We start from the raw sequence: 449 nt of genomic DNA on the forward strand, positions 1-449 counted from the left end.
AGACCTGTGTTCAGGGAATGGAACTTCTGGGACGCCAATTGTGGCCGCGCGGGCGGCCGCAATTGGCGTTTGTGCATTTGCGTTTGATGCGGGTGCGCTGCGCGCGGGTGATGAGCGGTTTTCTAGTGGTTCCGCACGTCGGGGGAGGGGCGGTGGTGGTCGGCGCGGCGGAAAGCGGGTTGCGCGTGACGAGTCACTCGCGCCGACCACAAACAGTCTTGGGGCGGGCAAGCACTCAATAGCAAAGGGGCTTGGCGCTGGTATGTCTCGGTAGCAAGACGTCGCGACGCTGGCACGCTTTCAATGAAAAGTCATTCGCGGCGCCAGCAAGCCTTCCAAAGAAAATGATTTCGCCGCCGCCACACGCGATAGCGTCAGCATCAACCGCAAGACATCGCGTAAGCCTCAAAAGGCCGCCCGCGCGGCCGGCTTGAGGCGGGCCCCGCCCC

Annotated in this window: 1 protein-coding gene; it reads left to right on the plus strand. The window is 63.3% G+C overall.

Annotation, left to right across the window (positions count from 1 at the left end):
* The coding region (locus tag AOZ53_RS35150; protein ID WP_231690732.1) for a hypothetical protein at window positions 1-242 on the plus strand (242 nt) is incomplete at its 5' end.
* Window positions 243-449 lie beyond the last annotated feature (207 nt).

Origin of the sequence: Achromobacter sp. 2789STDY5608621 (assembly GCF_001299375.1) — a bacterium.
Taxonomy (GTDB): domain Bacteria; phylum Pseudomonadota; class Gammaproteobacteria; order Burkholderiales; family Burkholderiaceae_B; genus Achromobacter; species Achromobacter insuavis.